This window comes from Methylobacterium sp. 1030, from assembly GCF_040544715.1.
GTDB lineage: Bacteria > Pseudomonadota > Alphaproteobacteria > Rhizobiales > Beijerinckiaceae > Methylobacterium.
The window spans coordinates 57,857-82,561 of the sequence record NZ_JBEPKM010000015.1 but is presented as its reverse complement, the minus strand read 5'-3'; the positions used below and the strand labels follow the sequence as shown (position 1 = coordinate 82,561).

At 72.1% G+C, this 24,705-nt stretch carries 22 protein-coding genes; 12 read left to right on the top strand and 10 right to left on the bottom strand.

The features are described from left to right. The first annotated feature begins 16 nt into the window (after positions 1 to 16). From ABIC30_RS21655 to ABIC30_RS21640, 4 genes are all read left to right on the top strand, one after another. On the top strand, positions 17 to 3,256 hold the full coding sequence (locus ABIC30_RS21655) for a PAS domain-containing protein (protein ID WP_020094076.1): 3,240 nt from the start codon (positions 17 to 19) through the stop codon (positions 3,254 to 3,256). Positions 3,257 to 3,429: 173 nt separating this feature from the next. Continuing rightward, a complete protein-coding gene (locus ABIC30_RS21650; RefSeq protein WP_091680914.1) occupies positions 3,430 to 4,047 on the top strand; it encodes an SOUL family heme-binding protein in 618 nt (205 codons plus the stop codon). 291 nt (positions 4,048 to 4,338) lie between these two features. Further along, on the top strand, positions 4,339 to 6,945 hold the full coding sequence (locus ABIC30_RS21645; protein ID WP_042672263.1) for a TonB-dependent receptor: 2,607 nt from the start codon (positions 4,339 to 4,341) through the stop codon (positions 6,943 to 6,945). Between the two features lie 205 nt (positions 6,946 to 7,150). Next, positions 7,151 to 7,381, top strand: coding sequence for a DUF6894 family protein (locus ABIC30_RS21640; protein ID WP_091680910.1), 231 nt, complete (start codon positions 7,151 to 7,153; stop codon positions 7,379 to 7,381). A gap of 32 nt (positions 7,382 to 7,413) precedes the next feature. On the opposite strand, the gene paoC is transcribed toward ABIC30_RS21640, so the two are convergent. The 6 genes from paoC to ABIC30_RS21610 all read right to left on the bottom strand — a co-directional run bounded on the left by paoC (position 7,414) and on the right by ABIC30_RS21610 (position 14,911). Next, complete coding sequence (gene paoC / locus ABIC30_RS21635; protein ID WP_020094080.1) at positions 7,414 to 9,633, bottom strand: aldehyde oxidoreductase molybdenum-binding subunit PaoC; 2,220 nt, start codon at positions 9,631 to 9,633, stop codon at positions 7,414 to 7,416. A 3-nt stretch (positions 9,634 to 9,636) separates the two neighbouring features. Beyond that, the gene (locus tag ABIC30_RS21630) at positions 9,637 to 10,587 is read right to left on the bottom strand and encodes an FAD binding domain-containing protein (protein ID WP_020094081.1); all 951 of its coding nucleotides are present in this window, start codon (positions 10,585 to 10,587) and stop codon (positions 9,637 to 9,639) included. Next, positions 10,584 to 11,159: an aldehyde dehydrogenase iron-sulfur subunit PaoA gene (gene paoA / locus ABIC30_RS21625; RefSeq protein WP_020094082.1), complete on the bottom strand. Its 576-nt coding sequence runs from the start codon at positions 11,157 to 11,159 to the stop codon at positions 10,584 to 10,586. Before paoA ends, ABIC30_RS21630 begins: the two co-directional genes overlap by 4 nt. Before the next feature lie 282 nt (positions 11,160 to 11,441). Beyond that, positions 11,442 to 11,639 (bottom strand): hypothetical protein, encoded by a 198-nt coding sequence (locus ABIC30_RS21620; protein WP_012321181.1) that lies wholly within the window; start codon positions 11,637 to 11,639, stop codon positions 11,442 to 11,444. A gap of 138 nt (positions 11,640 to 11,777) precedes the next feature. Further along, a complete protein-coding gene (locus tag ABIC30_RS21615) occupies positions 11,778 to 14,237 on the bottom strand; it encodes a bifunctional diguanylate cyclase/phosphodiesterase (protein WP_234081600.1) in 2,460 nt (819 codons plus the stop codon). 203 nt (positions 14,238 to 14,440) lie between these two features. Further along, on the bottom strand, positions 14,441 to 14,911 hold the full coding sequence (locus ABIC30_RS21610; RefSeq protein ID WP_020094084.1) for an NUDIX hydrolase: 471 nt from the start codon (positions 14,909 to 14,911) through the stop codon (positions 14,441 to 14,443). Positions 14,912 to 15,156: 245 nt separating this feature from the next. On the opposite strand from ABIC30_RS21610, the gene ABIC30_RS21605 reads away from it, so the two are divergent. Both ABIC30_RS21605 and ABIC30_RS21600 read left to right on the top strand, forming a co-directional pair. After that, positions 15,157 to 15,630 (top strand): CYTH domain-containing protein, encoded by a 474-nt coding sequence (locus tag ABIC30_RS21605; RefSeq protein ID WP_354456085.1) that lies wholly within the window; start codon positions 15,157 to 15,159, stop codon positions 15,628 to 15,630. Positions 15,631 to 15,719: 89 nt separating this feature from the next. After that, complete coding sequence (locus ABIC30_RS21600) at positions 15,720 to 15,968, top strand: hypothetical protein (RefSeq protein WP_354456084.1); 249 nt, start codon at positions 15,720 to 15,722, stop codon at positions 15,966 to 15,968. A gap of 42 nt (positions 15,969 to 16,010) precedes the next feature. Here ABIC30_RS21600 and ABIC30_RS21595 read toward each other — a convergent pair whose 3' ends face one another. The 3 genes from ABIC30_RS21595 to ABIC30_RS21585 form a co-directional block, all read right to left on the bottom strand. Further along, positions 16,011 to 16,619 carry a hypothetical protein gene (locus tag ABIC30_RS21595; RefSeq protein ID WP_354456083.1) on the bottom strand — a complete coding sequence of 203 codons (609 nt, stop codon included), beginning with the start codon at positions 16,617 to 16,619 and terminating at the stop codon, positions 16,011 to 16,013. 283 nt (positions 16,620 to 16,902) lie between these two features. Continuing rightward, a complete protein-coding gene (locus tag ABIC30_RS21590) occupies positions 16,903 to 17,136 on the bottom strand; it encodes a hypothetical protein (RefSeq protein WP_100252464.1) in 234 nt (77 codons plus the stop codon). Between the two features lie 229 nt (positions 17,137 to 17,365). Then, on the bottom strand, positions 17,366 to 17,974 hold the full coding sequence (locus ABIC30_RS21585; RefSeq protein ID WP_091978907.1) for a PAS domain-containing protein: 609 nt from the start codon (positions 17,972 to 17,974) through the stop codon (positions 17,366 to 17,368). Between the two features lie 170 nt (positions 17,975 to 18,144). Between ABIC30_RS21585 and ABIC30_RS21580 the strand changes: the two genes are divergently transcribed. The 4 genes from ABIC30_RS21580 (at position 18,145) to ABIC30_RS21565 (ending at position 22,556) form a co-directional block, all read left to right on the top strand. Next, complete coding sequence (locus ABIC30_RS21580; RefSeq protein ID WP_354456082.1) at positions 18,145 to 18,450, top strand: hypothetical protein; 306 nt, start codon at positions 18,145 to 18,147, stop codon at positions 18,448 to 18,450. 108 nt (positions 18,451 to 18,558) lie between these two features. Beyond that, complete coding sequence (locus tag ABIC30_RS21575; protein ID WP_091680902.1) at positions 18,559 to 20,130, top strand: ABC transporter substrate-binding protein; 1,572 nt, start codon at positions 18,559 to 18,561, stop codon at positions 20,128 to 20,130. A gap of 534 nt (positions 20,131 to 20,664) precedes the next feature. Then, complete coding sequence (locus tag ABIC30_RS21570) at positions 20,665 to 21,999, top strand: MFS transporter (protein ID WP_354456081.1); 1,335 nt, start codon at positions 20,665 to 20,667, stop codon at positions 21,997 to 21,999. A gap of 143 nt (positions 22,000 to 22,142) precedes the next feature. After that, positions 22,143 to 22,556 carry a VOC family protein gene (locus ABIC30_RS21565; protein WP_020094093.1) on the top strand — a complete coding sequence of 138 codons (414 nt, stop codon included), beginning with the start codon at positions 22,143 to 22,145 and terminating at the stop codon, positions 22,554 to 22,556. A gap of 149 nt (positions 22,557 to 22,705) precedes the next feature. Here the strand turns inward: ABIC30_RS21565 and ABIC30_RS21560 are convergent, their stop codons facing one another. Further along, positions 22,706 to 23,542 carry an outer membrane protein gene (locus ABIC30_RS21560; RefSeq protein ID WP_205833912.1) on the bottom strand — a complete coding sequence of 279 codons (837 nt, stop codon included), beginning with the start codon at positions 23,540 to 23,542 and terminating at the stop codon, positions 22,706 to 22,708. 371 nt (positions 23,543 to 23,913) lie between these two features. Here ABIC30_RS21560 and ABIC30_RS21555 point away from each other — a divergent pair, with 371 nt between their 5' ends. Both ABIC30_RS21555 and ABIC30_RS21550 read left to right on the top strand, forming a co-directional pair. Continuing rightward, positions 23,914 to 24,408 (top strand): GAF domain-containing protein, encoded by a 495-nt coding sequence (locus tag ABIC30_RS21555; protein WP_026605482.1) that lies wholly within the window; start codon positions 23,914 to 23,916, stop codon positions 24,406 to 24,408. 114 nt (positions 24,409 to 24,522) lie between these two features. Further along, entirely contained in the window at positions 24,523 to 24,672 is a 150-nt protein-coding gene (locus ABIC30_RS21550) for a hypothetical protein (RefSeq protein WP_020096531.1), read from the top strand. Positions 24,673 to 24,705 lie beyond the last annotated feature (33 nt).

Here is a 24,705-nt window from a genome sequence, read left to right as displayed (position 1 = left end):
TCACGCGCCTGGTCCGATGCCTGAGACCGTCGGGACCGCGCCCCCGGCCTTCCTCGCGGAGGGCGGCGCGATGGGCGCCCGGATCCGCGCCCACGACTGGTCCGGCTCGCCGCTCGGCCCGCCGGACAGCTGGGCGCCCTGCCTGCGGGCGACCCTGAGCCTGATCCTGGGATCGCGGTTCCCGATGTTCGTGGCGTTCGGGCCCGACCTCGTCTTCCTCTACAACGACGCCTACGCGGAGATCCTGGGCGACAGGCATCCCGCGGCGCTCGGCGCGCGCTTCCGCGACGTCTGGAAGGAGATCTGGCCGGAGATCGGCCCCCTGATCGACCGGGCGCTCGCCGGTGCGGCGACGTGGTCCGAGAACATGCCGCTGACCATGAACCGGCACGGCTACGACGAGCCGACCTGGTTCACCGCCTCGTACGCGCCGGTGCGCGACGAGGCGGGCCGGGTCGCCGGCCTGCACTGCGCCTGCACGGAGACGACCGGCCGCGTCCAGGCCGAGGCGCGCCTGCGCGAGGCGGAGGCCCGGATCCGGGCCCTCGCCGACCACCTCCCGGGCGGCTACGTCTACCAGCTCGCCATGGCCCCCGACGGCGCCGACCGGCGCTTCCTCTACGTGTCGCAGGGTTTCGAGCGCATGACCGGCCTGGCGGCCGGGGACGTGCTCGCCGACCCGGCGGTCGCCTACGACCTGATCCTGCCGGAATACCGCGCCGCGGTCGCCGAGGCGGAGGCCGCCGCGATCCGCGACCTCGCGCATTTCGACGTCGCGGCGCCCATGCGCCGGCCGGACGGCACCCACGTCTGGACGCGCATCGTCTCGGCCCCCCGCCGCGTCGGCGACACGCTGGTCTGGGACGGGCTGCATCTCGACGACACGGTGCGCCGCCGGACCGAGGAGCAGCTGCGGGAGAGCGAGCGGCGCCTGCGGCTCGCGACCGAGGCGGCCGAGATCGGCCTCTGGGACGTCGACGTCGTCGCCGACACCCTGTTCTGGCCCGCGCGGGTCAAGGCGATGTTCGGCATCTCGGCCGACGTGCCGGTCACGATGGCCGATTACTACGCCGGCCTGCATCCCGAGGACCGGGCGGCCACGAGCGCGGCCTACGCCTCCGCCCTCGATCCCGCGCGGCGCGCCGTCTACGACGTGGAGTACCGCACCGTCGGCAAGGAGGACGGCGTCGTGCGCTGGGTCGCCGCCAAGGGGCGCGGGATCTTCGAGGGCGCGCGCTGCGTGCGGGTGATCGGCACGGCGATCGACATCACCGCCCGCAAGCAGGCCGAGGAAGCCCTGCGCGCCAGCGAGGCGCAGTTCCGGGTCCTGTCGCAGGTGCTGCCGAACTTCGTCTGGGCGACCGACGCGGCCGGGGCGGCGAACTGGTTCAACGCGCGCGTCTACGCCTACGCGGGCCGGGAGCCCGGCACCCTCGACGGCGCGGGCTGGCGGGGGATCATCCATCCCGACGATCAGGACCGGGTCGACGAGGAATGGCGGGCGGCCGTCCGGTCGCGGGCCGACTACCAGTCCGAGTACCGCCTGCGCCGCGCCGACGGCGCGTATCGCTGGTTCCTGGCCCGGGCGCAGCCGGTCCTGGGCGCCGACGGCGCTGTCACCCGCTGGGTCGGCACCAGCACCGACATCGACGACCAGAAGCGGCTCATGGCCGAGCTCGTGCGCTTCAACCTGACCCTGGAGCAGCGCGTGGCCGAGCGCACGGCCGAGCACGACCGGGTCTGGCGCAACTCGCGCGACCTGCTGGCCGTGGTCGGGGCCGACGGCATCTTCCGCGCGGTCAATCCGGCCTGGCAGACGATCCTGGGGCACGAGCCCGCCGCGGTGGTGGGGCGCAGCTTCCTGGACTTCATCTGGCCCGAGGATGCGGGCGCGACCCAGGAGGCGCTCGAAGCGGCCGCCGCGGCGCGCGACCTGACCGATTTCGAGAACCGCTACCGGCACAGGGACGGCACCCTGCGGCTGATCTCGTGGCGCACCTCCGTCGAGGGCGCGCAGGTCTACGCCTACGGCCGCGACGTCACCGCCGAGAAGGCCCAGGCCGAGGCGCTCCGGCACGCCGAGGAGGCGCTGCGGCAGTCGCAGAAGCTGGAGGCGGTGGGCCAGCTCACCGGCGGTGTCGCCCACGACTTCAACAACCTCCTGACGATCATCCGCTCGTCGGTCGACTTCCTCCGCCGGCCGGACCTGGCGGAGGAGCGCCGGTCCCGCTACCTCAACGCCGTCTCGGAGACGGTGGACCGCGCGGCGAAGCTCACCGGCCAGCTCCTCGCCTTCGCGCGGCGACAGGCGCTGAAGCCCGAGATCCTCGACGTCGGCGCGCGGCTGCGCGGCGTGGCCGACCTCCTCGACACGGTCACGGGCGCCCGCATCGCGGTCGTGACCGAGCTGCCGGAGCGGCCCTGCTTCATCCGGGTCGATCTCAGCCAGTTCGAGACCGCGCTGGTCAACATGGCGGTGAACGCCCGGGACGCCATGGACGGCGCCGGAACGCTGACCCTGCGCCTGCGCTGCGGCGCGGCGCTGCCGCCGATCCGCGGCCATGCCGGCGCGCCCGGCCCGTTCGCGGCGATCGACCTCGTCGACACCGGCACCGGCATCGCGCCGGACGTGCTGGCGCGGGTGTTCGAGCCGTTCTTCACCACCAAGGAGGTGGGCAAGGGCACCGGACTCGGCCTGTCCCAGGTCTTCGGCTTCGCCAAGCAGTCCGGCGGCGACGTCGCGGTCGAGAGCGCGCCCGGCCGCGGCGCCACCTTCACGCTCTACCTGCCGCAGGTCGAGCCCGAGGCGTCCTGCGCCGCCGCCGCGGAGGCCGCCGCCCTCGACCCCGGCGGCGCGGGGCAGCGGGTTCTGGTGGTGGAGGACAACATCGAGGTCGGCCGCTTCGCCACGCAGATCCTGGAGGATCTCGGCTACGCGACGACCTGGGCGACCAACGCCGAGGAGGCGCTGGACCAGCTCGGGGCCGACGGCGCGGCCTTCGACGCCGTGTTCTCCGACGTGGTCATGCCCGGCATGGGCGGGATCGCGCTGGCCCGGCTCCTCCGGCAGCGGATGCCGCACCTGCCGGTGGTTCTGGCCTCCGGCTACAGCCACGCCCTCGCCCAGGAGGGGATCCGCGACTTCGAGCTGCTGCCCAAGCCCTACTCCGCCGACCAGGTCTCGCGCGTGCTGCGCAAGGTCGTCGGCGCGCGGCGGAGGCGGCCGAGGGGCGGGCAGCCGGGCGGGCAGCCCTGACGCGGCGGGGCGCTGCCGGGACCAGCGGAGACCTGACAGAGACCTGACAGAGACCTGACAGAGACCTGACAGAGGCCTGACGCCGCAGCCGGGCGGCGACGGGCGGTCCCGGCGCCATGTTCCCGCGGGAGGTTCCGCGCGCGGGAGACGCCGCGCCCGCCCCCGGAGGTCCCATGGACAGGGTCATGTACGCGCTCGTCACCCTGGCGGAGGCGGTGCTCGGGATCTTCGGCGTGCGGGCGCTCTACGAGCAGCCCGCCTACGCGGTCGTCGAGCGCCTCGACCGCGGGGTCGAGATCCGGTCCTACGCGCCGCGCCTCGCGGTCGAGACCGACGCGCGCGGCCAGGGCGACGGCGACGCCTTCGGGCGGCTGTTCCGCTACATCACCGGCGCGAACCGGGCCGGGGACCGCATCGCCATGACGGCGCCGGTCGAGAGCGGCGGCCAGCGCATCGCCCAGCCCATCGCCATGACCGTCCCGGTGGAGCGGGACGGCACCGGCACGATGCGGTTCTTCCTGCCCCGCGCGGTGGCGGCGGCCGGGGCGCCGGCCCCGACCGAGCCGGGGGTCCGGCTGGTCGAGGTCCCGGCCGAGCGGGTCGCGGCCCTGCGCTTCTCCGGCCGCCTCACCCCGGAGGCGCGGGCCGCGCAGGCGGGCATCCTCGCCGCCGTCCTGGCGGCGGCCGGCCGCGCACCGGCGGGCGCGCCCTTCGTCATGGGCTACGACCCGCCCTTCGCGATCCCGTTCCTGCGCCGGAACGAGGTCGCCGTCCGCCTGCCGCCGCCGTGAGAGCCGGGACCGGTCCTGACGACCCGGTGGGCGGCCTCGGACGCCGCCCCGGAGGACCGGCCCGATTGCGCAATTATCCCGCGATGTCCTTCATAATAATCCCGAAGACTTGCCGCTATCTTCCTCTTTTGTTGTCTTTGCGCCACAGGCCCGATCATTCGAGCCCGCAAGTCGTCCCCCGCAGGGATTAAACAGAATGTGAATTGAGGTCGCGGCCCGACCCGAGATCAGTGAGGCGCACGCAGCCGACGCGAAGCGGCGCGTGCCTTCGAATCCAGGTTGGGGGAAGATATGCGGGCCCTGCGAGGCAGCTTGATCGCGTCCGTGGCTCTGTTGCCGGGTGTCGCGCAGGCTCAACAATCCGTCACCCTCGGCGAGATCAGCGTCGTCTCGACGTCGCCGGTGGGTGCGGGCGGCGGCAATTCCAGCGGCGCCCAGAATCTCGATACGCTCGCCCAGGCCGCGCCGACCTTGCCGGCCCCGGCCGGCGGGGTGCGGCTGCGCGGCTCCGAGCAGCCGCTCAACAAGATCCCCAGCACCGTCGAGACCGTCACGGCCCGGCAGATCGAGGTCGATCAGGGCTCCGACAACGTGATCGCCACGCTGGCGCGGCGCACGCCCGGGGTGAACCTCAACGACTCGCAGGGCAATTCGAACCGGGTCGATCTCAGCTACCGCGGCTTCACGGCCTCGTCGGTGCAGGGCGTGCCGCAGGGGCTCGCCGTCTACCAGAACGGCGTGCGCATCAACGAGGCCTTCGGCGACGTCGTCAATTTCGACCTGATCCCGCCGCAGGCGATCCAGCGCATCGACGTGGTCACCGGCAACCCGGTCTTCGGCCTCAACGCCATCGGCGGCGCGGTCAACATCCAGATGAAGAACGGCTTCACCTGGCAGGGCACCGAGATCTCGGCCTGGGGCGGCTCGGACGCGCGCACCGCCGGCTACCTCGAGTACGGCAAGATCTCCGGTCCCTGGAGCTTCTACTTCACCGGCGACGGCCTGAACGACCGCGGCTGGCGCTACCAGAACCCGAGCACGATCGGCCGCCTCTACGCGGATCTCGGCTACCGCTCGCAGGATTCGGAGTTCCACCTGATCGGGCTCGCCGCCCGCAGCTTCTACGGCGCCGCCGCCGCCACGCCGGTGGACTTCACCCATCTCGACCCGCGGGCGATCTTCACCTACCCGCAGACCCAGACGACGCAGGTGGGCACGCTCCAGCTGACCGGCCGGGTCGACCTCTCGCCGACCTGGGACCTCGCCGGCAACGCCTATTACCGGCGCTTCAGCGAGTTCTACGTCGACGGCAACCAGGGCAACTTCGAGAACTGCAGCAGCCGCAGCAGCTTCCGGGGCTCGCTCTGCTACCAGGACGACGCGTTCAACGTGAACGCGCCGCCCACCAGCCAGGTGGCGGCGCGCCGGGCCTACGCCAACCAGTTCGCGATCCTCGGCCTGAACAACCAGACGATCCCGTTCGTCCGGAACATCCCGTACGGCACGATCGACACGACCCGGACGGAGGCCGAATCCTACGGCGGCTCGCTCCAGGCCGCCAACCGCGACCGGATCTTCGGCCTGAACAACGCCTTCGTGGTCGGCGGCAGCGTCGACGCCTCGAACTTCTCGTTCAAGTCGGCGAGCCAGCTGGGCGTGATCAACCCGAACCTGTCGATCACCGTCGATCCGAACAACCCGTACTACGGCACGATCCCGGGCCTCGGCACGCCGGACATCCGCACGCTGGGGGCGATCGGCCTCGCGCCGGGCAACGTCAGCGGCTCGACCCTGTATCTCGGCCTCTACGCCACCGACACGCTGGACGTGACCGACCGGCTGTCGCTGACCGGCGGCTTCCGGCTCAACTACGCCCGCATCCAGACCCGGGACCAGACCGGGTTCTCGCCGGACGTGACCGGCGTGCACGAGTACACCAAGGTCAACCCGCTCGCGGGCCTGACCTACCAGTTCGACCCGGCGCTGAACCTCTACGGCGGCTACTCGGAATCGAACCGCGCCCCGACCCCGCTGGAGCTGTCCTGCTCCAGCCCGACCCAGCCGTGCCTGCTGCCGAACTCGCTCGTGGCCGATCCGCCGCTCAAGCAGGTCACCGGCCGGACCTACGAGGCCGGCTTCCGCGGCGTGATCCCGGCCTTCCTGTCGGGCGGCGCCCTCACCTACAAGGCCGGCGTCTACCGCACCGACCTGAGCAACGACCTCTACCAGGTCGCCGTCGCGGGCAACGCCGCCCGCGCCTACTACATCAACGTCCCGGCGACCCGGCGCCAGGGCATCGAGGTCGGCGCCGAGTACGCGGTCACGCCCGACCTGCTAGTCTACGCCAACTACGCCCTGGTCGACGCGACCTTCCAGTTCAACGCGACCCTCTCGTCGCCCAACAACCCGCTGGCGAGCACCGGCGCGGCCGGCGGCGCCGTGGGCGGCGACGTGATCCCGAACGGCGGCATCCGCGTCCGGCCGGGCGACAAGATCCCGCTGATCCCCGATCACCAGATCAAGGCGGGCTTCGAGTACAGCATCACCCCGAACTGGCGCTTCGGCCTCAACGTCTCGGCGTTCTCGTCGTCCTACTACCGGGGTGACGAATCGAACCTCAACCGCAAGCTGCCGGCCTACTACGTGATGAACCTGACGACGAAGTATCAGGTCAGCAAGAACTTGGAGATCTTCGGGCTGATCACCAACCTGACCAACAACCGCTACGCCACGTTCGGCACCTTCGCCGAGACGGGCGCGGTCGCCGGCAACCTGTCGATCAACGACCCGCGGACCACGACCCTGGCGCAGCCGCTCTCGATCTACGCCGGCCTGACCTACCGGTTCGGGGCGGATCCGGTCCCGATGGCGCCGGAGCCGATCATCCGGAAGTACTGATCCCGTCCGCGGGACGATGATGCGAGGGGCCGGGGGATCCGCGGCCCCTCTTCCGTTCGAGCCCGCGCGCCTTCGCGCCCGGACGATGAGCCCGGTCTTTCAAACCCAGATGAGTGCGGCCGCCGACCCGATCTGTATCCCTGATCGGCCGCCGGCGAGGCTTGCGGGCGCTCCCGTCCCGGTCATCCCGATCCTGGAGACACCCATGCCGCGCTACTTCATCGACACCGCCGACCACGTCGCCGTCCGGGACGACGAGGGCACGGTCCTCTCGGACCGGGTCGCCCTGCGGGACCTGCTGCGCCGGACCCTGACGGCGCTCCTGCACGACGAGGGCGAGGAGACCGGGGTGAACGACTTCACCGCCAGCGCCTACGACGAGGACGGTCGCCTCGTGATGCGGGCCCGGGCCAGCTTCCACGTCGTGGACCCGTAGGGGACGCCCGGCAGGACGTCCCCGCACCCCGGTCAGGCCGCGTCCGGCATGCGGTCGAGGAGCTTGTCGAGGGTGATCGGGTAGTCGCGCACGCGGATGCCGGTGGCGTTGTAGATCGCGTTCGCGACCGCGGCGCCGACCCCCGAGATGCCGAGCTCGCCCACGCCCTTGGCCTTCATGGGCGAGGACATCGGGTCGACCTCGTCGAGGAAGATCACCTCCTGGTGCGGGATGTCGGCGTGGACCGGCACCTCGTAGCCGGCGAGGTCGTGGTTGGCGAAGAAGCCGCGCTTGGTGTCGACGACCAGCTCCTCCATCAGGGCCGCTCCGGTGCCCATCACCATCCCGCCGATCACCTGGCTGCGGGCGGATTTCGGGTTGAGGATGCGCCCCGCCGCGCAGACCGCCAGCATCCGCCGCACCCGGACCTCCGCCGTATAGGCATCCACCGCGACCTCGACGAAGTGGGCGCCGAAGGTCGAGACCTGCTGGGTCTTCGAGAACTCACCGAACTCGATCGCGTCCTCGGCCACGAGCTCGCCGTCGGCGGCGGCCCGGGCGAGCGGGATGGCGCGGTTGCCGGCGCGAACCTCGCCCTCCTCGAACACCGCGTCGGTGGCGTTGAAGCCGAGCTTCTGCGCGACCGCCTCCCGCAGCTTCACGCAGGCCGCGTAGACGCCCGCGGTCGACGAGTTGGCGCCGAACTGGCCGCCCGAACCCGACGAGACCGGGAAGTCCGAGTCGCCGAGCCGCGCCACGACCCGGTCGAGGGGCACGCCCATCATCTCGGCGGCGGTCTGCGCGATGATCGTGTAGCTGCCGGTGCCGATATCGGTCATGTCGGTCTCGACCGTGACCGTGCCGTCGGCGGAGAGCCGCACCCGGGCGCCCGACTTCAGCACCATGTTGTCGCGGAACGCCGCCGCCATGCCGTGCCCGACGAGCCAATGCCCCTCCCGGACCTGTCCGGGCTTCGGGTTGCGCCTGGCCCAGCCGAACCGCTCGGCGCCGAGCTTGAGGCAGCCGACGAGGTCGCGGTGGGAGTAGCGCAGGTCCGGCTGGGTCGGGACGACCTGCGTGTCGTTGCGGATGCGGAACTCCACCGGGTCGAGGCCGAGCTTCTCGGCCATCTCGTCCATGGCGACCTCCAGCACCGCGAGGCCCGGGGCCTCGCCGGGGGCGCGCATGGCGTTGCCCTCGGGCAGGTCGAGCCGGGCGAGCTTCATGGCGGTCAGGCGGTTCGCCCCCGCGTAGAGGTACTTGGTCTGGTTCACGGCCGTCTCGGGATCGCCCTCCGGCAGGTTGCCCGAGACGCTCTCGTGCGCGATCGCCGTGATGGTGCCGTCCCGCTGGGCGCCGATCCGGACCCGCTGGATCGTGGCCGGGCGGTGCGTGGTGTTGTTGGCGATCAGCGGGCGGGTCAGCGCCACCTTGACCGGTCGCCCGGTGGCCTTCGCGGCGAGCGCCGCCAGCACCGCGTCGGCGCGCACGAACAGCTTGCCGCCGAAGCCGCCGCCGACATAGGGCGCGTCGAGCCGGACCTTGTCCTTCGGCAGGCCGAGCATCTTGGCGAGGCTGCCGTGGCCCCAGCCGATCATCTGGTTGGCGGTCCAGAGCGTGACCCGGTCGCCGTCCCAGGCCGCCGTCGTGGCGTGCGGCTCCATCATGGCGTGGCTCTCGTCGGACGTCGTGTAGGTCGCGTCGAGCGTCACGGGGGCCTGCGCGAAGGCGCCCTCGAAGTCGCCGGTCCGCTCCTCGCCGTTGCCGCCGCTGCCCTCGCCGCTGTCGGCCGGGACCGGCTCGGCGGTCTTCGCCGCGGCGGCGAGGTCGAACGCACCGGCCTCGGGGGCGTAATCGACCGTCACCAGGAAGGCGGCTGCCCGGGCCTGCTCGAAGGTCTCGGCCACCACGACGGCGATCGCCTGATGGTAGTGCTGGATCACGTCGCCGCCGAACAGGTAGGCGACGTTCATCACGCCGCGCTCGATCCGCGGCGTGTCGAGGGTGGTGACGATCCCGATGACGCCGGGCGCCTGCCGGGCCGAGGCCGTGTCGATGCTGCGCACCCGGCCCTTGGCGATGGCGGAGCCCAGCACGTAGCCGTAGGCGGCGTCGGGGGCCGCGTCGTGGCGCTCGTACGCGTAGGGCGCGGTGCCGGTGGTCTTGTACTTGCCGTCGATGCGGTCGGTGGGCAGGCCGACGACCTTGAGGCGGTCGATCGGGTTCGGGCCCGCGGCGGTGTCGAACTTCATGGCTCAGGCCCTCGCTTGGTTGAGCGCGGCGCCGAGGGTCCGCTCGGCGAGCTTCAGCTTGTAGGCGTTCTCGTGGGTGGGCTTGGCGTCGGCGAAGACCCGGTCGGTCACGGCCCGGGCGCCCTTCGGGAGATCGGCCTCGGCCGCCTCGACCCGCCAGGGCTTGTGGGCGACGCCCCCGAAGGCGACGTGGCCGGAGCCGTCCTTGCCCAGGATCGCCGCCACCGAGACCAGCGCGTAGGCGTAGGAGGCGCGGTCGCGGACCTTGCGGTAGATGTGCGTCCCGGGAACGGGCTTCGGCAGCGTCACCGCGGTGATGAGCTCGCCGGGCTCGAGGTTCGTGTCGCGCGACGGGTCGTCGCCCGGCAGGCGGTGGAACTCGGCGATCGGGATCTTCCGCGCGGCGCCCCCGGCGTCGATCGTCTCCACGGTGGCGTCGAGGACGCGCATGGCCACCGCCATGTCGCCCGGATGCGTGGCGATGCAGGCCTCGCTGCCGCCGATCACCGCCAGCTGGCGGCTCACGCCGTCGAGCGCCGAACAGCCGGAGCCCGGCTGGCGCTTATTGCAGGGCTGGGCGGTGTCGTAGAAGTACGGGCAGCGGGTCCGCTGCAGCAGGTTGCCGGCGGTGGTCGCCTTGTTGCGCAGCTGACCGGAGGCGCCGGCGAGCAGCGCGCGGGCGAGGACCCCGTAATCCGCGCGCACCCGCGGATGGGCCGCGAGATCGGTGTTGCGCACCAGGGCGCCGATGCGCAGGCCGCCCTCCTCGGTCGGCTCGACCGCGTCGAGGCCGAGCCCGTTCACGTCGACGAGATGGCGCGGGGTCTCGATCTGCAGCTTCATCAGGTCGAGCAGGTTGGTGCCGCCGGCGATGAACTTGGCGTCGGGCGTGGCGGCGACGGCGGCGGCGGCCGCGGCGGGCGTGCCCGGGCGCTCGTACGTGAAGGACTTCATGCGCGGCTCCCGGCGACTTCGGTGATCGCCTCGACGATGTTGGAATAGGCGCCGCAGCGGCAGAGGTTGCCGCTCATCCGCTCGCGGATCTCGGTCTCGGTCACCTGCGGCGCGGCGCCGAGATCCGCCGTGACGTGGCTCGGGATGCCGGCCCGGATCTCCTCCAGGACGGCCACGCCCGAGCAGATCTGGCCCGGCGTGCAGTAGCCGCACTGGTAGCCGTCGTGCTTGACGAAGGCCGCCTGCATCGGGTGCAGGCTGTCGGGCTGCCCCAGGCCCTCGACGGTCACGATCTCGGCGCCCTGGTGCATGATCGCCAGCGTCAGGCAGGCGTTGATGCGCCGCCCGTCGACGATCATCGTGCAGGCGCCGCACTGGCCGTGATCGCAGCCCTTCTTGGACCCGGTCAGGTGCAGGTGCTCGCGCGCGGCGTCGAGCAGGCTGGTGCGGGTGTCGAGTTCGAGCGTGCGCCGCTCGCCGTTCACCGTGAACGTGACGGCGGCGAGGACCGGTGCGTCGGTCCGCGCAGGTCTGGCGCCCGGGTCCTGGGGCACGGTTTCGGCGCTCACCATCAAGTCTCTCTCCGGTTCAGATCACGAAGGCGCGGACGGGCTTCCGGTCGCCGGGGCCCGCGGGCGGAACATCCCGGCGGAACATCCCGGCAAGACATCCCGGCAAGACATCCCGCAAAGCGGCGGCACCCTGGATCGACTCCAAGGTAGAGCCCGCTCCCGCGATGGTCAGGGGGGGCGGCGCGGCCGGGGACGCGAAAGTTGCGGCGGGCGGCGCCGGGACCCGCCCAAACGAAAGGGCCGACCCGAAGGCCGGCCCCGATCGTCGCGCGGCGGACGCGCCTACTCGGCCGCGGTCATCTCGGCGGTGTAGTGGCCGCACCAGTCCTGGGCGGCGACCACCGGCCAGAGACCCTTGGACTCGGGTGCGGGCTGGCTGACCGGCGGGTTGAAGCGGCACAGGCCGGCATCGTTCTGCGCGACGGCGCCGTTGCCCTTGTGCTCGTCGAAGAACCGGCAGGTCTCGCACTTGGCGTTCATGGTCGGGCTCCTGTGAGGCCGGCGGCCCGGGGGCCGTCCCGGCGGGGGACGAGAGCTTGGACCTTAGAAGTGATCCAATCTGCGGGGCCAACGTCGGAGCGATCGGGCGGGTTCCCGGCGGCGGATCGGCGATCCCGCTCAGCCGACCGCGGCGAGGCCCGGCTCGGCCCGGGCGGACTCCTCGGCGGGGCCGGCGGGACCGCCGACCGCGGCGGCGTAGTCGGTGATCGGGCGCGGCCTGCCGAACAGGAAGCCCTGCATCTCGCCGCAGGCCTCCTCGGTCAGGAACTTCATCTGGGCGTGGGTCTCGACGCCCTCCGCGACGACGCCCATGCCGAGGCTGCGGCCGAGGCTGAGCACGGCCCGGACGATCACGGCGGCCTGCGGGCCGGTCCCGAGCTGCGCCACGAAGGAGCGGTCGATCTTCAGCTTGTCGAACGGGAAGGCCTGGAGGGTCGCGAGCGACGCGTAGCCGGTCCCGAAATCGTCCATGCTGATCCGGATGCCGTAGCTCTTCAGGCGGCGGAGGATGCCCACGGCCCGCGCCATGTCGTTGATGATGATGCTCTCGGTGACCTCCAGCTCCAGGCGGTCCGGCGAGAGACCGGTCTCGGCCAGGATCGCCAGGACGGTCTCGGGCAGGCCGGGCTTCTGGAACTGGCGGGGCGAGAGGTTGACGGCGACCTTCAGGGGCTGCGCCCACTGGGCCGCCTCGCGGCAGGCCTCGCGCAGCACCCAGTCGCCGAGCGCCACGATCAGGCCGGTCTCCTCGGCCAGGGGCACGAACACGTTGGGCGACACGCTGCCGCGGACCGGGTGGGTCCAGCGCAGGAGCGCCTCGAATCCGACGAGCGCCCCCGTGTGGCCCTCGACCTGCGGCTGGTAGTGCAGGCTCAGGGTGTTGTCGTCGAGGGCCTGGCGCAGGTCGCGCTCGAGCACCCGCCGCTCCTCGGCCTCCTCGTCCATGGCGGGGGTGAAGATCCGGTACGTGCCGCGGCCCTCGGCCTTGGCCCGGTAGAGGGCGAGATCGGCGCGGCGGTACAGCGGCTCGGCATCCGTCCCGTGCTCGGGGGCCAGCGCGATGCCGACGCTCAGGCCGACGCCGACCCGGTGGCCGCCCACGCTGAACGGGCTGTGGAACAGCGCGATGAGGCGCTCGGCCAGGACCTCGGCCTCGGCCGCGCCGCCGGCCGAGAGCACGGCGAACTCGTCGCCCCCGAGCCGGGCCACCGCCCCGTCCCCCGCGATGCCCCGCAGGCCGGCCGACACGCGCCGGAGGAGCTCGTCCCCGGCCTGGTGGCCGAGGCTGTCGTTCACGCTCTTGAAGCCGTCGAGGTCGAGGTACAGGACCGCGCAGGCGCCGCCGCGCTGGACGATGTCGACGAGGCTGCGCGCGAGGGTTTCGTGGAACAGCGCCCGGTTCGGCAGGCCGGTGAGGACGTCGTGGCGGGCGAGGCGCGCCACCTCGGCCTCCGCGGCCTTCCGCTTGGTGATGTCGGTGAAGGTCCGCACGAAGCCGCCATCCGCCAGGGGCACGGTGCGGATCTCGAGCACGAGGCCGTTGGGCCGCGCCCGCTCGTGAACCTGCGTCTGCCCGGCCTCGCCGCGCTCGATCCAGGTCCGGATCGAGCGGTCCGGGCGCCGGCGCTCGCGGCGGCTCGCCTCGTGGCGCAGCACCGCCCGGTAGCTCGGCCGCGCCTGCATCATCGCCCGGGGCAGGTCGAGGAGCGCCAGAGCCCGCTCGTTGCAGACCCGGACCACGCCGCCGGCGTCGACCATGATGAGGCCCTGGTCCATGCTGTCGAGGGTGGCGTCGAGCAGCAGGGTCTTCTCCCGCAGCATGCGGCCCTGCCGGGCCAGGGCGACGTTGATCCGGCGCAGGTGGTCCAGCATCAGCGTCAGCGCCGCGAAGGCCAGGATCACCGCCATCACGCCGGCGATGCCGCCGGCCAGGACGCCCCGGGCGAGGCCGAGCTGCGGGACCGCCAGGGCCGGGTCCGGCACCACGCGGGCGGCCGCCATGGCCAGGAAGTGCAGGACCGCGATGGCGAGGGTCAGGACGGTCGCGGCCGCGAGCCGGGCCCGCGCGCCCGCGCTGCCGACATGGATGGCCATGCCGGCGGCCGCGAGCCCGCAGCCCGCCGCGATCGCCGTGGCGGCCGTGGCGGGGTCCCAGGTGAAGTGTCCCGGCAGCCGCACGCCGGCGATGCCGAGGAAGTGCATGCAGGCGATGCCGATCCCGAGCACGAGGCCCGCCCCCGCCCCGGCCCAGCGCGACGGCGTGGCCCGGGCGAACAGGAAGGCCACGGTGGCGGCCGCGATCGCGACGATCAGCGAGAGCAGGGTCGTGCGCGGCTCGTAGCCCAGCACCACGCCGGGATCGTAGCCCAGCATGCCGATGAAGTGGGTGCTCCAGATCCCGGCCCCGATCGAGAAGCCCGAGGCCAGGAGCCAGACCGGCCCGTGCCCGTCGGCGCGGACCTGGACGCGCTGCTCCAGCTTGAGGGCCACCGCGCAGGAGATCCAGCACACGCAGGCGGCCAGGGCGACCACCCAGCCGGTATGTTCCTCGGTCAGGCAAGCGAACGCGCGATACATCGAGGTGCCCCGCCCTTCTGCGACGGCGGGAACCTTAACCCGCGGATACTAATCAGAAGTTGCATTCCGCCCGGACACGGGTCCGATCCGCGATGCGGACGAGGCTCTTCCGGGCGCCGCCGCGCGCCGGTCAGGCCGCAGATCAGGAGTTGAATGTTCGGGCGCGGCGGCGGTCCGCCCGCCCGTGCCCGTCGCGGCGCCCGTCAGCCGCGCCCGTCGCCGCGGATCTCGATCGGCCGCGCCGCGAAATCCGTCAGGAGTTCCTGGAGCTCGTCCTCGTGGACGAGGCGCGCCGCCTCCTCGGGCGCGAACCATTGCAGGGTGCGCTGGGCCTGTTCCGGCCAGCGCTCGTGCTGGGCCTCGACCCGCAGCGGGTAGACGCGGACCATGCAGGGGAAGGCGCGGCCGTGATCGAAGCGCTTCTGGTAATGGTACCGTCCGACCGGGTTCGCGGCGATCTGCCCTTCGAGCCCCGCCTCCTCGTAGGCCTCCCGCGCGGCGGCCTGATGGGCCTTCCGGCCGGTCATCGGCCAGCCCTTCGGGATGATCCAGCGTCCCGTATCCCGCGAGGTGATCAGCAGGACCTCGATCCGGCCGTCGGCGCCGACGCGGAACGGCAGGGCCGCCACCTGCTTGAGCGGTTTGACCTGCGCCTTGCGGAGCAGCTTCTTCAAGTTCGGCCGCTTGGATGCCGTCTTCAGCGCTGACCTCGCGGACGGAGAAGGGCGGGATTTCTGATGATGCTTCTGCAATCGACGGCCTCCTCACGCTTTTACATAAGTTTAACACGATCCCATTGCAGCCCGCGCGCATTGGCACCGAGCCATGCCTGTAACGCTGTGCTCATCCCCGCCAGGCGGCTTGTCGCGGGCCGGCTTGTCGGCGAAGGCTGACGCGTCAAACGTCCACGAGGCGCGGCATGGCTGTCGAGATCGAGCGCAAGTTCATCGCGAACCCGTCGGTTCTGGCGCTGTGCCGGGCGGGGACGTCCCTGGTTCAGGGATACCTCTTCACCGACGCGGCCAACACGATCCGGATCCGCCGGGCCGGTGAGCGCGCGCTGATCACGTGGAAGAGCCCGCGCCGCGGCGCCAGCCGGGACGAGATCGAGTTCGCCATCGCGCCGGAGGACGGCGCGGCGCTCCTCGCCACCGTGCCGCCCGGCCGGCGGCTCGAGAAGACCCGCTACCGGGTCGCGCATGCCGGGGCGATCTGGGACGTCGACGTGTTCGGCGGGAACCTCGCGGGCCTGATCCTGGCCGAGATCGAACTGGAGCGCGAGGACCAGCCGGTGGTGCTCCCTCCCTGGGTCGAGCGCGAGGTCACCGACGACGCGCGCTACCGCAACTCGCGGCTGGCCGCGGGACCGGTGCCGGAGCGGTGGGCGGCCTAGGTCCCCGACGCGCCGGGCGGATCCGTCCGGTCGAACATCTCGAACATCCGGGCCCGTGAACATCCCGGGGCGGCCACCGTTCTCACGGCATGTTCCGGACCCTGATCACCTGGACGCAGGACGAGACCGCCGGCGTGCCGCTCCCGCGCTTCGTCGGCCGGGTCGGGACGGTCGTCGTGGGGATCTGCGCCTACGACGGATCGAGCCGGTTCTGGACCTGGTGGAGCCCGCTGGCCGAGGACATCTGGGGGCACGGCCAGGACGCCGAGGGCGCCCGGCAGGGCTGCGAGGCCTGGCTGCGCGGATGGCTCGAGAACTTCAGGCCGTTCTTCACCTGACGCGGCCGGCCGCGAGGGCGCGGCCGGGCCGTCGGCGCGTGATCAGCGCATGAAGTGCGGCAGGCGCCGCTTCCAGCGCTCGCCGAGCCGCAGCTCGTTCGTCCGCCGCCCTGCCGTCGACCGGGGCGACGGGCCCTGGCTCGACGTGGGACCCGACGTGGGACCCGACGCGGGACCGGACGCGGCCGGCGGCGGGACGCGGGCGGGCGCCTCGTCGACGGGCGGGGCCGGCGGCGGGGCGGTCGGCGCGGCCGGGCGCGGCGGCACCGTCTGCACCTGCGGGAGCGCGTCCCGCGCGGCCGCCCGCGGCCGCCCGCGCCGCGCCCGCGGCGCCGGGACGGTCTCGGCGGCGGGGTCCGTCGCGGCCTCGTCGGCGGCCTCGAGGACCGGCTCGGCCGGGGCCTCGAACATCGGCATGAGGCTCGGCAGGACGCGGCGCACCGGTGCGTCCGGCACCTTCCGTTCCGGGCGCGGCGCCGGTGCCGCCTGAGGGGCGGGCGCGGGTGCGGGCGGCGCGAGGGCGGCCTGCGCCAGTTCCGGCCACAGGATCTTGTCCGGGCGCGGCCGCGCCTCGGTGGCAGTCAGCGTTGTGCGGGCCGAACGGGTCTGCTTGACTTCGACCATGAACGGTCGCGCGCTGCGGCGCTTCATGTAAGATGATCCTTGGAAGCATTCGAGCGCGCATGTCGGCGGCACGAACACACCGAGGTTAAGCCTGATCTCGGCCATTGTCCAGAAAGACGACGTCGTACTGGTCAAATTTCTCTTTAGTCGAGATGGGCCGCGGTCGTTTCCAGGCCTCGGGTCGTGAAACCGAAGGCGTGATCGCCCGAGCACCTGCGGACACTGCCCCGTCGCCGCCCGGCGAGGGGGCGATCCGCTGCGGGGCGATCTGTTGCGGGGCGGGCGTCGCGCGCGATCGGGTCGTCCGGGATCAGGCGGCCTGCGCCTGCGCGGGCGCCGGGCGCCGCCGCAGGGGACCGGGCGCCCCGAACAGGGACTGGTACAGCGCGGCCGGCGTCCGCGCCTCGCCGCTGCCGTCCGTGATCGTCACCTCGGCCATGCCGGCCGCGATCAGGCTCATGCCCTGATCCAGGGCGGTCAGGACCGAGGCGTGCTGGTAGGCGAACCGGCGCGCGGACAGGCGTGCGGTGACGGTGAAGTGCATGACGACGATCCCGGGAAGCCGGACCCGCCGGGTCCGGACGGCAACGGCGCGCGCGCGACGCGCTCGGGTGAGAACGGGGCTCCGGCAACGCCGCTGCCGGTCCCGCACCTGCTCGCGGCCAATAAAGTCGTTATCTTGACGAAAGCTTGTTCATCCCCGCTTTGCACGAACAAGGCGCACAATTAGCGGCGGGATTTAGTGGTTGCCGCCGCGCCGCTGCCGTCACGCTTCAGTTCAGGCGGCGGCGCCGTTCCGCGACCTGCCGCCGGGCCAGCCGTCGCCCCAGCGCCATCAGCAGCGCGTCCGCCTCGGCCTTCAGGGCCGGATCGCCCAGCGCCGCGACGGCGTCCTGCGCGGCGAGGGCGTGCTCGACCGCCCGGTCCAGGGGCGTGTCGCCGAGGTCGGGCGCGGTCGCGCCGCCGATCGCCTCGCGCGCGCGCAGCGCCGTGATGTCCACGAGGATTCCGCGCCCGCCCGTCGGCCGGCCGCGACGGTCGCTGGTGAAGCGGCCGCGCGCCAGGACCCAGCGCATCCGGCCGTCGACGGAGATCACCCGGTACTCGGCGACGTAGGAACTCCCCGCCGCGACGCTGCGGCGGATCAGGGTGTCGACCCGGTCGCGGTCGTCGACGTGGATGGCCTCCTCGTAGACGGCCAGCGGGATGCCGGATTCCGCCGCGGTCGGATCGACCTTGAACAGGAGGGCCACCAGGGCGTCGACCCGCACCCGGTCCGTCGCGGGCTCCCACGCCCAGTGCCCGATCATGTCGGCGGAATCGAGCGCGATCTGAAAGGCTTCGGGACAGGTCTGACCGACGGACGCGTTGGTCTTGGGCATGGCGGTGTACGTGTGCGGCTCCGGTCCGGTCGATCTACGGGTTCGGTAGCTGCAACCTCAAGACTTCTTTGACGCATTCATGCAACTGTTGCGTGCTGGCCACTCGCGTCCTGCCGGTCTTCTGTATTATGAATGCTCGAGCCAGCCCGCGCGCCAGAGCCTGACCGCCGATGGGATCGAAGTCACCTGTCCGGAGCGGATCCTCCGGGGCTGCGGCGCCCGAGGACGACCTGTTCGAGCACTCCGCACCGCCGCACGCGCCGGGTGCCGGGCGGCTGCTGCAGCGGATCGCCGACGCGCTGCAGGTTCCGGCCACCTCCCTGTACGGCCCACTGGGCGCAGAGCGGGGCGCCGGCGTCGCGGGCGGGCGTGCCGACGAGGCCGACGCCCTGCTGCATGCCTACCGGCGCATCGACGATCCCGAGATCCGCCGCCGCGTCCTGACCCTCGTGCAGGATCTGGCGGCCGCACGCTGACCGGCACGCTGACCGGTGTGCTGACCGGTGCGCCCGTGATGCACTTGTGATGCGCTTGGCCCGCCGCGTGCTAACCTGAGCGGGATTGCAACGCTCGGGCGAGTCGGCATGCTGAACAGACGATCCTTCATGGCCCTGTCGGGGGCCGCCCTCGCGACCCCGGCGCTGGCGCAGGGCAGTGCCGCCCGGACGCTCAAGTTCATCCCGCAGGCCGACCTGACGGTGCTCGATCCGATCTGGACGACCGCCTACGTCACCCGGAATCACGGGCTCGCCGTCTTCGACACGCTCTACGGCACCGATGCCGCCTACGCCGCCCAGCCGCAGATGGTGGCGGGCCACACGGTGGAGAACGACGGCACGCTGTGGCGCCTCACCCTGCGGCCCGGGCTGACCTTCCACGACGGCAGCCCGGTCCTGGCCCGCGACTGCGTGGCGAGCGTCGCGCGCTGGGGCAAGCGCGACGCCATGGGCCAGACGCTCATGGCCTACACGGACGAGCTCTCGGCCCCGGATGACCGGACGATCCAGTTCCGCCTGAAGAAGCCCTTCGCGCTCCTGCCGGACGCGCTCGGCAAGGTCGGCTCCTCGATCTGCGCGATCATGCCGGAGCGTCTCGCCAAGACCGACCCGTTCACGCAGGTGACCGAGATGGTCGGCAGCGGCCCGTTCCGCTTCAAGGCGGACGAGCGCGTGGTCGGCGCCCGGGTGGTCTACGAGCGCTTTGCCGGCTACGTCCCCCGCGAGGGCGGCGAGCCGCAATGGACCTCGGGCCCGAAGCGCGTCCACGTCGACCGGGTCGAGTGGAACGTCATCCCCGACCAGGCGACCGCCGCCTCGGCCATGCAGACGGGCGAGATGGACTGGTGGGAGCAGCCGCCGGCCGACCTCGTGCCCACCCTCCGCGGGCTGACGACGCGGATCACCGACCCGACCGGCCTGATCGGCTGCCTGCGGATGAACCAGCTCCAGCCGCCCTTCGACAATCCGGCGATTCGGCAGGTGCTGCTGAAGGTCGTCGACCAGACCGACTTCATGCAGGCGGTGACCGGCACCGATCCCAAGCTGATCCACGTGCCGACCGGCTTCTTCTGCCCGGGCCTGCCCATGGCGAGCGACGTCGGCCTCGACGCCCTGACCAGCAAGCGCGACTACGCGGGCGCCAAGGCGGCGCTGGCGGCGGCCGGCTACAAGGGCGAGAAGGTGGTGCTGATGGGCGCCTCGGACTTCCCGAGCCTGAAGGCGCTCGCCGACGTGGCGGCCGACATGCTCACGCGCGCCGGCTTCAACGTCGACTATCAGGTCATGGACTGGGGCTCGGTGGTGCAGCGGCGCGCCAAGAAGGAGCCGGTCGCCCAGGGCGGCTGGAGCGCCTTCTGCACCTTCTGGGCGGGGCTCGACCAGGCGAATCCCGCGGTCAGCGCCTTCCTGCGCGGGACCGGACAGAGCGCCGCGATCGGCTGGCCCACCAGCGCGAGGATCGAGGCGCTGCGGGACCAGTGGCTGGACGCCCCGGACACCGCCGCGCGCAAGCGGCTCGCGGGCGAGCTCCAGCAGCAGGCCTTCGTCGACCTGCCCTACCTGCCCCTCGGGCAGTACTTCAACCAGACCTCGTACAAGCCGTCCCTGACCGGCGTCCTCGACGGCGTGCCGGTGTTCTGGAACGTCAAGAAGGGCTGAGGCGCAGGGGTCGCCCTCTTTCAAGACCTCGGGACGTGGGCGCGGGATCAGCAGCTCCAGGTCCGTGCGTGCGCGCCTTTTCCGGGTACCCGAACGCGGAGAGGGTCGCGGTCCGGCGACAGGGATCGCGCAGAACTGGCTCCGTGCCTTTGCGAGCGCAGCGAAGCAATCCAGCTGCGCCAAGCTTGACCGATGTCTCGCATCCCTGGGTTGCTTCGCTGCGCTCGCAAAGACGAACAGGCCATCGGCATCCCTACAGCCCCGCTGCACGAGCCTACTGTGTCGCCGGCACGGCGTAGTTCAACGGTATCCTGCCACACGAATACGCCGGTCCCTCCAACAAGTCCGATCGATTGAAGCCGCGCGAGCGCTTCCCAGCCGCATCGGGAACGGGGTAAGCAGATTCGGCACAGGTCACCGCCAGAGATGACCGGCCCGCGAGGAAGCCCGAGATATTCGTCTCACCGCCATCGCGGCGGTGCATCGACGCCCTCGACGCCGCGCGGATTCCATGACGCGACGAGGACACGCTCGATGACAGGCTTGGCGACAGGCTCCCCGGACGAGGCCGCCCTGGAACGCTCGGCGATGCGCAGGATCGGCTGGCGGCTCGTGCCGTTCCTGATCCTCGCCTACTTCGTCTCCTTCCTGGACCGCGTGAATGTCGGCTTCGCGGCGATCCAGATGAACCACGATGTCGGCCTCTCGGCGACCGTGTTCGGCTGGGGCGCCGGCATCTTCTTCCTCGGCTACTTCCTGATGGAGATCCCCAGCAACCTGATGCTGGAGCGCTTCGGGGCGCGGCTGTGGATCGCCCGGATCATGGCGACCTGGGGGCTCATCTCCGCCGCCATGGCCCTGGTGCAGGGGCCGTGGTCGTTCATCGGCCTGCGCTTCCTGCTGGGGCTCGCCGAGGCCGGCTTCTTCCCCGGCGTGATCCTCTACCTCACCTACTGGTTCCCCTCCGCCTACCGGGCGCGGATCATCGGGGTCTTCATGATCTCGATCCCGATCTCGTCGTTCCTGGGCTCGCCGATCTCCGGCGCGCTACTCAACGTGACGGGGTTCGGCCTCGCCGGCTGGCAGTGGCTGTTCATCCTCGAGGGCCTGCCGGCGGTGTTCCTGGCCGTCGCGGTCCTGTGGCTCCTGCCGGACGGCCCGCGGGACGCGGCGTGGCTGCCGGCGGCCGAGCGGGACTGGCTGGAGCGGCAGCTCCGGGCCGAGGCGGCGCGCAACACCCGCAGCGGCCAGCCCGCGAAGCCGCCGCTCTGGGACATCCTGCGCGACCGGCGGCTCGCCCTCTTCGCCGCGATCTATTTCGGCTCGACGGCGAGCAGCTACGGGCTGTCGTTCTGGACGCCGCAGATCGTCAAGAGCTTCGGTCTCGGCAACGTCGAGACCGGGCTCCTGAACAGCATCCCGTACGGCTTCGCGTCCCTGGCGATGGTCCTCTGGGGCTGGCACAGCGACCGGACCGCCGAGCGGCGCTGGCACCTCGCGCTCTCGTTCCTGATCCTGGCGCTGGGGCTCGCGGGCGGCACGGTCCTGTCGGGGCTCGGCCCGGTCGTGGCGGCGCTGACGATCGCCGCCATGGGCGTCTACATGCTCAAGGGCCCGTTCTGGGCGCTCGCGACCGAGCAGATGCCGCCCGCCACCGCGGCGGCGAGCATCGCGGCCATCAACGCGGTCGGCAATCTCGGCGGCTTCCTCGGCCCCTACCTGATCGGCGCGATCAAGGACGGGACCGGCAGCTTCACTCTGAGCCTCCTGCCGCTCGTGGTCTTCGCCCTGCTCTCGGCCGCCCTGTCGCTGGTGCCGGGCCGCGCCCCGCGCCCCGACTCGGGCGCGCCGCGGCCGTCGGCCGTCTGAGCCCGCGGCGAACCGAGTCCGGGACCGGCCGGTTGGCCCGGTGCGGCCGCCGCCCGGCGCTGCGCCGGCCCGGACTGGACCGGCCCGGACCGGACCGGACGGAGTCCCGCGGGCCGTGACCGCGCCGCCGCCAGGAGATCGCCGTGCCCGAGCTCAACGCCATCCTGGAGACGGCGCTGTACGTCGCGGACCTCGACCGCGCCGAGGCCTTCTATCGCGACACGATGGGGTTGCGCTGCCTCTTCACCGACTTCCGCATGCGCGCCTTCGACGTCGGCGGCCGCGGCGTCCTCCTGCTCTTTCCGGAGGGCGGGTCTCTGCAGCCGATCGAGACGCCGGGCGGTCTCATACCGCCCCATGACGGCCGCGGCCCGGCCCATATCGCGTTCTCGATCGACGCCGACGCCCTCGCGCCCTGGGAGGACCATCTCGCGGCCGCCGGCGTGGCCGTCGAGGGGCGCACCCGCTGGCCGCGGGGCGGCGTCAGCGTCTACTTCCGCGACCCGGACGGACACCTGCTCGAGCTGGCCACACCCGGCCTCTGGAAGGGCTACTGAGGCGGCGCCGGTCCGAGTCTGGTCGGTGTTCTGGCCTCCTGAACGGCGAAGGGGCCGCCTCCTTTGGGAAGCGGCCCCTTCGCGTGTCGTGTCGGGTCGGGTGCGACGGTCGGGATGCGAGCGTCGCATCCGACCGTCGCTGGTCGGTCTCAGTAGGAGCCGAACTTGTAGTTCAGGCCGGCGCGGACGACGGCGAACTCGTCGGAGCGGCGACCGATGCCGCTGTAGACGACCGGGAAGTTGTTGGCGGCGTTGATGACGAACGCGCCCTGGTTGCGGGTGTTGCGGTCGAGGTTGACGTACAGGCCTTCGACCTTGAGCGTCACGGCCGAGGAGCGGAAGAAGTTCAGGAACGAGTCGGTGGGCAGGGCGTACTCGATGCCGCCGCCGACGGCCCAGCCGGTGCGGAAGCTGTCGTTGCCGGCATAGCCGCCGAAGGAGCGGTCGGCGCTGCCCGAGCCGTAGGCGAAGCCGCCGGTGCCGTACACGAGGGTGCGGTCGAAGGCGTAGCCGAGGCGACCGCGGACGGTGCCGAAGAAGTCGAGGCTGGAGAGGCCGCGCGGGTCGGTGACGTAGTAGCCGGGGGCCAGCGCGCCGGAGACGAAGGCGTTGTTCCGGTTACGGCCGAAGTCGAGGTACTGGGCGTCGGCCTCGACACCGATCACGAGGCCGGAGCCGGGGGTGATCTGCCAGTTGTAGCCGATCTGGCCACCGCCGGAGAAGCCGTCCTGGCTGCGGTTGCGGAAGGAGGCGACGGTGCCGGGGGCGGCGTAGGGGAAGGGGACGGCGAAGGTGTTGCCGGTATTGCGGTCGCTGGCGTCGAAGGCGTAGCCGGCGTTGATACCGAAGTAGGCGCCGGTCCAGGTGAAGACCGGGACGGGGGTGAACACCGGCGGCGGGGCGGCGCGGCGCGGCAGGTCGGCGGCCGAGGCGGCGCCGGTCAGGAGAGCCGTGGCGGCGCTCGCGAGCAGAAGCTTCTTGATCATCTGGTCCTCTGTCTCCCGTTGGACGGGATGTGTGCGGGGCGGACAGGACGTCAGGATGTGCGGGCGCGATAGTGCATTGTTGCAACAGCGCCGGCGGGGGTCCGGAGCCGGTGGACCGAAAGGTGCGCTGGAGCACATCATCGCGGCGTCGTGATCCGGTGTCGCGGAACTATTTCGCGACTTCTGTCGCGGAGGTCCGCCGCGACGACCAATATGCGCACGCTGCGACCGCACATCTCCGCGCGCCCGATTCCGTCGGCGAAACGCTTGATCCAGGTTGTTGCCCACCGCGCCGGTGCCCGACAAACTTGTACAGCGGCACCGCATGGGGCGTTGCCCGATCGATCGGAGTGCTCGCGGCCGCGTCCCACATGGATGAACTCTCCCTGGATCCCGCCTCGGGTCTGGTTCGGGCCGCCCACCGCCTGGCGACCGCCCGGTCCCTGGAGGACACGGTCGCGATCCTGCGCGAGACCGCGCGGGAGATCGCGGGCTCCGACGGGATCGCGGTGGTTCTGCGCGAGGGCGACGCCTCCTTCTACGCCGCCGAGGACGCCATCGAGCCGCTGTGGCGCGGTCGCAGGTTCCCGCTGACGGCGTGCATCTCGGGCCGCGCGATGCTCGACGACGCGACCATCGTGATCCCGGACATCGAGTGCGATCCCCGGGTGCCGCTCGCCCTCTACCGCCTGACCTCGATGCGCAGCCTCGTGATGGTTCCGATCGGCTCGCCCGAGCCCGTCGCCGCACTGGGCGCCTACTGGTGCGCCTCGGTCATCCCGGACGACGCGACGGTCCGCCGGCTCGAGGATCTGGCCCGGCACGCGGCCGCCGCCCTGGCGCGGCCGCGCCCGGCGGGATCGTGACGGTCGCGGCCGTGCGGGTCCGCGGCCGCAGGATCCCGTTCCGGCCGGGATCGATCGGCCGTCCCGGCCGTTCCCCGCCCTCAGGCCCCCGCACGGAAGACCCAGACCCGCCACATGAAGCGCCTCACCCTCATCGGCATCTTCATCGTCCTGCTGCTCGCCATCGTGGCGATCGCGGCCACGTGGTCGAAGGTCACGCCCGTCAATCCGGCGGTCGCGCCGGACACGTCCGCGACGCCCAACCCCACCGGCGAGCGGAAATGAGGCCGCGCTGACGCATCGCCCGGTACGCCGGTC